This is a genomic window from Aminobacter sp. P4_H6_2, assembly GCF_056400805.1.
Genome location: NZ_JBFUKO010000218.1, coordinates 1 through 8,059 on the forward strand (window position 1 = coordinate 1; position 8,059 = coordinate 8,059).

8 protein-coding genes are annotated in these 8,059 nt (G+C 64.2%); 5 read left to right on the forward strand and 3 right to left on the reverse strand.

The window, feature by feature from the left end:
- The 5 genes from AC1DUU_RS16320 to AC1DUU_RS16340 all read left to right on the forward strand — a co-directional run.
- On the forward strand, window positions 1–283 hold a 283-nt coding region (locus AC1DUU_RS16320; protein ID WP_476784456.1), incomplete at its 5' end, for a hypothetical protein.
- Window positions 280–1,026, forward strand: coding sequence for an SDR family NAD(P)-dependent oxidoreductase (locus AC1DUU_RS16325; RefSeq protein ID WP_476784457.1), 747 nt, complete (start codon window positions 280–282; stop codon window positions 1,024–1,026). The genes AC1DUU_RS16320 and AC1DUU_RS16325, both read left to right, overlap by 4 nt.
- A gap of 102 nt (window positions 1,027–1,128) precedes the next feature.
- Window positions 1,129–1,755 (forward strand): hypothetical protein, encoded by a 627-nt coding sequence (locus AC1DUU_RS16330; protein WP_476784458.1) that lies wholly within the window; start codon window positions 1,129–1,131, stop codon window positions 1,753–1,755.
- A gap of 187 nt (window positions 1,756–1,942) precedes the next feature.
- The gene (locus AC1DUU_RS16335) at window positions 1,943–2,833 is read left to right on the forward strand and encodes a DMT family transporter (RefSeq protein WP_476784459.1); all 891 of its coding nucleotides are present in this window, start codon (window positions 1,943–1,945) and stop codon (window positions 2,831–2,833) included.
- 252 nt (window positions 2,834–3,085) lie between these two features.
- The gene (locus tag AC1DUU_RS16340; RefSeq protein ID WP_476784460.1) at window positions 3,086–5,305 is read left to right on the forward strand and encodes an AMP-binding protein; all 2,220 of its coding nucleotides are present in this window, start codon (window positions 3,086–3,088) and stop codon (window positions 5,303–5,305) included.
- Here AC1DUU_RS16340 and pssA read toward each other — a convergent pair.
- The 3 genes from pssA to AC1DUU_RS16355 all read right to left on the reverse strand — a co-directional run.
- Window positions 5,302–6,156: a CDP-diacylglycerol--serine O-phosphatidyltransferase gene (pssA, locus tag AC1DUU_RS16345; protein ID WP_476784463.1), complete on the reverse strand. Its 855-nt coding sequence runs from the start codon at window positions 6,154–6,156 to the stop codon at window positions 5,302–5,304. The genes AC1DUU_RS16340 and pssA overlap by 4 nt on opposite strands.
- An 8-nt stretch (window positions 6,157–6,164) precedes the next feature.
- Complete coding sequence (locus AC1DUU_RS16350; protein ID WP_476784461.1) at window positions 6,165–6,863, reverse strand: phosphatidylserine decarboxylase; 699 nt, start codon at window positions 6,861–6,863, stop codon at window positions 6,165–6,167.
- A 126-nt stretch (window positions 6,864–6,989) separates the two neighbouring features.
- Window positions 6,990–8,059, reverse strand: a 1,070-nt coding sequence (locus AC1DUU_RS16355) for an ATP-binding cassette domain-containing protein (protein WP_476784462.1), incomplete at its 5' end; no start/stop codon positions are given.

Consider the following 8,059-nt stretch of genomic DNA (forward strand, 5'->3'; position numbering starts at 1 on the left):
ACCTTCCATAACGGCGAAATTGAAGACAGCCGCCATGGCAAAGACGCCGGCGAAGAGCCGCCTGGCACCGAGGATCGCCGCGGTTCTGCACCTGGCTCCCTCCGGTGCAGATGACGTTCTCCACCCAGGACGCCTGACTACAGGCAATTCCGACAGCCAGGCCCGAAAATTTCACGGGGTGCGGCACCACGTCGATCATCAATCTCCGTTGCGGGGTTTTGTTCCAGACAAAATCGTCCTATCAGGCAGCGGATCGACCAGTTCGAATTGGGTGCCTGCATGACCACCATCCCCGACCTCTCCGGCCGTATCGCCCTTGTCACCGGCGCTTCGCGCGGCATCGGCTACAACACCGCCAAACAGTTCGCCGCAGCCGGCGCCCATGTGATCGCGGTCGCGCGCACTGTCGGTGGCCTGGAAGAACTCGACGACGAGATCAAGGCAGCCGGTGGCAAGGCAACGCTTGTGCCGCTCGACCTGACCGACATGGCCGGCATCGACCGGCTCGGCGGCTCGATCCACGAACGCTGGGGCAAGCTCGACATCCTGGTCGCCAATGCCGGCGTTTTGGGCGTCATAGCCCCGATCGGCCATGTCGAGGCCAAGGTTTTCGACAAGGTCATGGCGGTCAATGTCACAGGCACCTGGCGGCTGATCCGCTCGGTCGATCCGCTGCTGAGGCTTTCCGACGCCGGCCGCGCCGTCATTGTCAGCTCGGGTTCGGCGCACTCGGCCCGCGCCTTCTGGGCGCCTTATGCGGCCTCCAAGGCAGCTGTCGAAGCGCTCGCCCGCTCCTGGGCCGACGAAACCAAGAACATGGCATTGCGCGTCAACATCTTCGATCCAGGCACCAGCCGCACTGCGATGCGCGCCCAGGCAGTGCCCGGCGAGAACCCCGCGTCGGTGACCCATCCGTCCGAGACGGCGAGCCACATCCTGCCGATGGTCGACCCGGCCCTCACCCGTACCGGCCAGATCTACCAGATCAGGGAACAGCGCTGGGCGTCCTACCAACTACCGGCCTGAACGCGTTCCTCGCCGTTTTCGACACGCAGTCGTGATTGGCTGCGTTGTTGCCCGCGTCCTAGCCTTTCGCGCGTGGGAAACAAGAAAACGGGAGGACCCAAGATGAAACGCATTCTCGTCCTGACGGCAGCGCTGTGCGCCGGACTTTCGGCGGCCAGCGCCCAGGACAATACGATGAGCTTCTTTGTGACCAGCAGCGGTCCTGGCAAGGGCGCCAATCTCGGCGGTCTCGCAGGCGCCGACGCCCAGTGCCAGAGCCTGGCGGCAGCCGCGGGCTCAAACGGCAAGACGTGGCATGCCTATCTCTCCACCAAGGACGCCGACGCCAAGGACCGCATCGGCAAGGGCCCATGGGTCAACGCCAAGGGCCAGAAGATCGCCGACGATGTCGCCTCGCTGCACAGCGACGCCAACAACATCAACAAGGAGACCGCGCTCGACGAAAAGGGCAATGTCATCAACGGCCGCGGCGACACGCCCAACCGCCACGACATTCTGACCGGCTCCAAACCCGACGGCACCAGGATCGCCGACCAGACCTGCGGCGACTGGACGCTCGATGGCACCGAAGGTGCCGCCATGATGGGCCATCACGACCGCAAAGGCACCACCGACACGGCGGCAGCCAGGTCATGGAATTCGGCCCACGCCTCGCGCGGCGGCTGCAGCCAGGACGCGCTCAAGAGCACGGGTGGCGATGGCCTGTTCTACTGCTTCGCCACGAACTGACGCCGCCGAGGCAATGCTGCATCAGCGTTCGGCCGAAACCGACAGTTGCGGCCGAACGTTAAGCTTCTGCATTCCCTGCCGGACGTCTTTCGAGCAAAACGCTGTGCCACCAACCGGACATGTCTACTGACAGCGTGTTGGCAGTTGCGCTGCCCTAGTCTCAGCTCCTTCACCGGAGGCAATGGACATGACCAGCGAGACCAAAGCCGCTTCGCAGCACAGGCTCGGCGTCCTGCTCATTGCCAGTTCGGCAGCCGTCTTCGGCCTTGCGGGCATCCTCACCAAGTCGATCGACGCCGATCCCCTGACCATCACCTGCTGGCGCGGGCTGATCGGCGGGCTGCTGATCTCCGCCTATGTCTTGTGGCGGCGGCGCGACGGCGGCGGCGAAAGCCTTCACCTCGGCTGGCAGGGCTGGATGCTCGCCATACTGGGCACATTTTCCAGCATCGCCTTCATCGCCGCGTTCAAGAACACCTATGTCGCTAACGTCGTTGTCATCTACGCCACAGTACCGTTTGTCGTTGCCCTGCTCGCATGGCTGGTCGCCGGCGAGGTCTTCCGGCGCCAGACAGCGATTGCCGCCGCCATATGCCTGGTTGGCGTTGGGATCATGGTCTCGTCCGGGCTCGGCGGTGGCCATGCCTTCGGCGATGCGCTCGCCATGCTGATGACCCTCTCCTTCGCGCTTTATGCGGCACTCGTGCGCCGCTTCCGAAATGCGCCGGTCGTCTGGGCCGGCGCCGTGTCGGCGTTTCTCGGCTTCATTCCTGCCTGGTTCGTCACCGACCCACTTGCCATATCCAGACCCGACATTGCCCCGCTTGCAGCGTTCGGCTTCGCCTTCGCGCTCGCCGTCATCTTGTGGACCGAAGGCGCGCGTCGCATTCCAGCCGCCGAAGCCGGCCTTCTCGGCACGACCGAAGTGCCTTTCGGCATCTTCTTCGCCTGGCTGTTCCTGGCAGAGCTACCACCTGTCGCGAGCCTCGCCGGCGGCGCTGTCGTGCTTGCGGCGGTGTTTTCCCACGCCTGGTACGACTGGGCCAGCGCACGACGCACACCGCCTCACCCGGCGTAGTTGAAAAAAGAATCACAAAAAGCTTGAACGCATCGGAACCAATCCGGATACTCGGCGTTCTTAGGCTCAGGACGGGTTGCCCCATCCCCCCATCCCCTCCACCCGTCCCTTTACCTTAAGCCGGTCGCAAGACCGGCTTTTTCCTGTCCCGAGGCCAAGGGGATGGTGGGATGACGATGCGCATTGACGTTGCGTCGTCATCGTCTAGTTTCGATGCGCGCGGTGGGTGCTGCGGGCATCGGGAGGTGCGGCATGATCCTGGCCAGTGCAATTGTGCTCGGCTTCGTCGCGGCATGGATGCTTGCCGCAGGTGTGTTGATGCATGGCCGCGGCATCCGCTTCCGCCAGGCACTGCTTTATCTGCCGCTCAAGCTGATCTACCGGGTGGACGACGAGGCCCTGCGCAAGGCACGCGACGTCGATACCCCGGTGATCTATGTCATTTCGCATCAGTCGCGCCTCGAACCGGCGCTGATGCTGTCGCTGCTGCCCGAGCACACCCTGCATATCCTCGACGATTCATCCGCCCGCGCGCATTGGCTCGAGCCCTGGCGCGAACTCGGCCGCACCATCGCCTTTAACGCCGAGCATGTCTTCGTCAGCCGGCGCCTGGTTCGTGTGCTGCGTGGCAAGGGCCGCCTCGCCGTTTATCTGCCCGATACCGTCGAGCCCGACGTCAAGTCGTTCAGGCTGTTCCGCGCCGTCGCCCGTATCGCCATGCARGCCGACGCCCGGATCGTTCCGATCTTCGTCAGCGGCGCCAGACATCTGCCTTTCTCGTTGACGCCGGCAGAACGCGCCCCGCGTCATTGGTTCCCGCGCCTGAAAATCATCGCTCTCGCACCGATGACCATGGCCGATTTGCTCCAGCGCGCCGGCTATTCGCAAAGCACCACCGCCAATGCCTTGTTCGACCGTTGCGCTGAAGCGCGTCTTGCCGGCACAGATCTCGACCGGGGCGTGTTCTATTCGTTGTGCGATGCCGCCAGCCGATACGGCGCCTCGCGGCCGATCGTGGAGGACGTCGTCAGTGGCGCCTTGAGCTATCGCCAGCTTCTGACCGGCGCACGCGTGCTCGGCAAGCGCTTCGAAGCCCTGTCCGGTTCCGGCGAAGCTGTCGGCATCCTGCTGCCCAACGCCAATGGCGTGGTGCTGAGCATGCTCGGTCTGCTCTCGGCGGGCCGTGTAGCTGCGATGATCAATTACACAGCCGGTGCCGCCAACGTCGCCTCGGCAGTGAAAACGGCTGATATCAAGACCATCATCTCCTCGCGCGCATTCATCAAGAAGGCCGATCTCGCCGACATCATCACTGCTGCCGAACAGGCCGGCGCCCGGATGATCTGGCTGGAAGAACTGCGCGACAGCGTCTCGACCTTCGAAAAACTCGCCGCCGCGCTCCAGTGGCGGCGTGCGCTGCAGCCCCAGGACGCGTCCAAACCCGCCGTCATCCTGTTTACTTCAGGATCGGAAGGCACGCCCAAAGCGGTCGTCTTGTCCCACCGCAACCTCGTCGCCAACGCCATGCAGGCCGAGGCGCGCATCACCATTTCGCCGGCCGACAAGCTGTTCAACGTGCTGCCGGTGTTCCACTCCTTCGGTCTCACCGGCGGCACCATATTGCCCTTGCTCACCGGCGTGCGCCTGTTCCTCTACCCCTCGCCACTGCACTACAAACTTATCCCGGATGTCGCGCGCAAAATCCGGCCGACGATCATGTTCGGCACCGACACCTTCCTCGCGGCCTATGCGCGTACCGCCGAAGACGGCGATTTTTCGAGCCTGCGCTTCATCGTTGCCGGTGCAGAGCCGGTCCGGGCCGAGACACGACGCGTCTGGCGCGAACGCTTCGGCGCCGAAATCATCGAGGGTTTCGGGTTGACAGAAGCCGCCCCCGTGGTCGCCGTCAACACGGCGACACACAGCCGCGACGGCACGGTCGGGCGCTTGCTGCCGGGCATGCGGATGCGGCTCGAAGAAATCGAAGGCGTGCCCGAAGGCGGCCAGCTGTGGCTATCGGGACCCAATCTGATGATGGGCTACATGACCGCCGACAGGCCGGGCGAGTTGCAGCCGCTGGAAGGCTGGCACGATACCGGCGACATCGTTTCGGTCGATCGTGAAGGCTTCATCACCATCCGCGGCCGAGCCAAGCGCTTCGCCAAGATCGCCGGCGAGATGGTGTCGCTGGGGGCTGTCGAAATGCTGGTGCAGGCTTTGTGGCCGGAGGAGCGCCATGCGGCGGTCGCCGTGCCGGACAAGCGCCGGGGCGAGCGCATCGTTTTGGTCACCACCGCCGGCAACGCCGATCCCGAGACCTTGCGCCTCTACGGCAAGCAGGCCGGCGCCGCCGAGCTGATGGTGCCGAACGACATCATCAAGGTGCACGAAATTCCAGTGCTAGGCTCGGGCAAGACCGACTACGTCGCCACCCGCCGTATGGCGCTCGACCAGCTCGGATTGGCGGCTTAAGCTTCCGGCTTGGTTTCGTCCGGCGCGGTTTCGGCGGTCGCCGCCGCTTCAGCAGCCGCTGCGATTGCAGCCGCCTCGATCTTGGCGCGGCGGGCATAGGCACTGGCGCTCAGTGGCAAAAACAGCAAATATCCGCCTACCGAAGCCGTCAGCGTCTGCCAGGGATAGACCGTCAGAAGCAGCACGTAGAACACCGCCGCCAGCATCACCGGCAGCAGGTATTCGCGCCGGATCCTCAGCGTCTTGCCGGAATAGATCGGCAGGCGGCTGACCAGAAGGAATGCGATGAGAATAGTGAACCCGGTGGCGACGTACGCCACGGTACGGGTGCCCTCGACACCCAGGAAGCCGAGATACATCGGCAACATCACGACAAGGGCGCCGGCCGGCGCCGGAATGCCGACGAAATATTCCGCTTGCCAGGCCGGACGATCGAGATCTTCGTCGAGCACGTTGAAGCGCGCGAGACGCAGGCCGCAGGCGATGGCAAACAGCAGGGTCGCGATCCAGCCCAGCGAACCGGCCTTGTCGAGCAGGTAGGCATAAAGCACAAGCGCCGGCACGACGCCGAAATTGACGATGTCGGCAAGCGAATCCATCTGCGCGCCGAACTTCGACGTCGCTTTCAGCATCCGCGCCAGCCGCCCGTCTATGCCGTCGAGGAAGGCCGCCAGCAGCACCAAGACGACAGCCGATTCGAAGCGGCCTTCAAAGGCGAGGCGAATGGCCGACAGGCCGGCACAGATAGCCAGCACTGTGATCAGATTGGGCAACACCATGCGCAGCGGAATCTCGCGAATGCGCGGACCGCCCTGGCCATGGGGTTCAAAGGGTTTGAACGATGACACCAGCGTTGTCCTCAGGAGACCCGCACCAGCGGTGCGTGGCTGGCGCCGCCGAATTCGGCAAGCACGGTTTCACCGGCAACTGCGGTCTGGCCGACTGCGACGCGTGCGACTGCTGTCGTGGGCAGGAACACATCGACGCGGGAGCCGAAGCGGATCAGGCCGAAACGTTCGCCAACGCCGATGTTGCCGCCGACATCGGCCCAGCAGAGGATGCGACGCGCCACCAGACCGGCGATCTGCACGGCGGCCACCTGGCCGTTCGGGCTGTCTATGACAATACCGTTGCGCTCGTTTTCCTGGCTCGCCTTGTCGAGTTCGGCGTTGAGGAATTTGCCCGGACGGTGCTCGACGCGTACGATCTTGCCGCGCACCGGCGCACGGTTCACGTGGACGGAAAAGACGTTCATGAACACCGAGATGCGGGTCATCTCGGCGGTGCCGAGGCCAAGCTCGCGCGGCGGCACGGCGGGACCGACTGCCGACACCACGCCATCGGCGGGACTTACCACCAACTTGTCGTCGACAGGCGTCACCCGCTCGGGGTCACGGTAGAAATAGGCGCACCAGGCGGTGAGAATCGCTCCCACCCAGAACAGCGAAGTAGAAAAGAAGCCCAGCAGGATGGCGACCGCCGCAAATCCGGCAATGAAGGGATACCCCTCGCGATGGACCGGAACGAAGGCGTTGCGGATCGTGTCGGCTATGCTCATGGAGGGGATGCCGTTGCTGTTGAAGTCTGGGAGTGCTTACCGGAAACGACGCTAGGCCGCAACGCGACATTGCTGACGCCCACCGCTATCGCCAGCAATGGGCGGCCGATGCCGCCCATGTGCCACTCACTCGACCTCGCTGGCCTCGACCTCCGGGGTCCGGCGGCGCACGACGACCCCGAACTCGTCGGCTTCGCGCGCCTGACGCAGCCGCTCCTCGGCTTCGGTGGCCTCGCGCTGGCGATCCCACATCGAGGCGTAGAGCCCGTCCTGCCCCAGTAGCTGCGCATGGGTGCCGCGCTCGGCAATGGCGCCATCGGCCAAAACGATGATCTCGTCGGCCGAAATGACCGTCGACAGCCTATGCGCGATGACGATCGTGGTGCGGCCCTTGCTGACCAGGTCGAGCGCGCTCTGGATCTCCTGCTCGGTCTGGGTGTCGAGCGCCGACGTCGCCTCGTCCAGCATCAGGATCGGCGGCGCCTTGAGGATGGTGCGGGCAATCGCCACACGCTGCTTTTCCCCGCCCGAAAGCTTCAAGCCCCGCTCGCCGACCATCGATTTGTAGCCATCCGGCATGCGCTCGATGAAGCTCGAAATCTGCGCCAGGTCCGCTGCCCGGCGCACGTCTTCCTCGTCCGCGTTCATGCGGCCGTAGCGGATGTTGTAGGCAATCGTGTCGTTGAACAGCACGGTATCCTGCGGCACCATGCCGATCTCGCCGCGCAGGCTCTCCTGGGTGACGTCGCGGATGTCTTGTCCGTCGATCAGGATCGCGCCCTGCTGGATGTCGTAGAAGCGGAACAGCAGCCGCGAGATCGTCGATTTTCCGGCCCCCGAGGGACCAACGATCGCCACCGTCTTGCCGGCCGGCACCTCGAAGCTCACGCCTTTCAGAATCTGGCGGTTCGGATCATAGGCGAAATGCACATCGCGGAACTCGACGCGGCCATTGCCGACCACGAGTGGCTGGGCGCCCGGTCTGTCGTTCACCTCCTGCGGCACGTCGAGCAGCTCGAACATCTTTTCGATGTCGGTCAGTCCCTGGCGGATTTCGCGATAGATCATGCCGATGAAATTGAGTGGCACCGAAAGCTGCATCAACATGGCGTTGACGAAGACGAAGTCGCCCACGGTCTGGGTTCCGGCCATCACTTCTTTTGCCGACATCCACATGACGACGGTCATGCCGAGAC

Excerpts from the sequence above, each read along its gene's own strand:
- AC1DUU_RS16330 (WP_476784458.1), top strand. The coding sequence starts at position 1,129 with ATGAAACGCATTCTCGTCCTGACGGCAGCGCTGTGCGCCGGACTTTCG.
- AC1DUU_RS16335 (WP_476784459.1), top strand. The coding sequence starts at position 1,943 with ATGACCAGCGAGACCAAAGCCGCTTCGCAGCACAGGCTCGGCGTCCTG.
- AC1DUU_RS16325 (WP_476784457.1), top strand. The coding sequence starts at position 280 with ATGACCACCATCCCCGACCTCTCCGGCCGTATCGCCCTTGTCACCGGC.
- AC1DUU_RS16350 (WP_476784461.1), bottom strand. The coding sequence starts at position 6,863 with ATGAGCATAGCCGACACGATCCGCAACGCCTTCGTTCCGGTCCATCGC.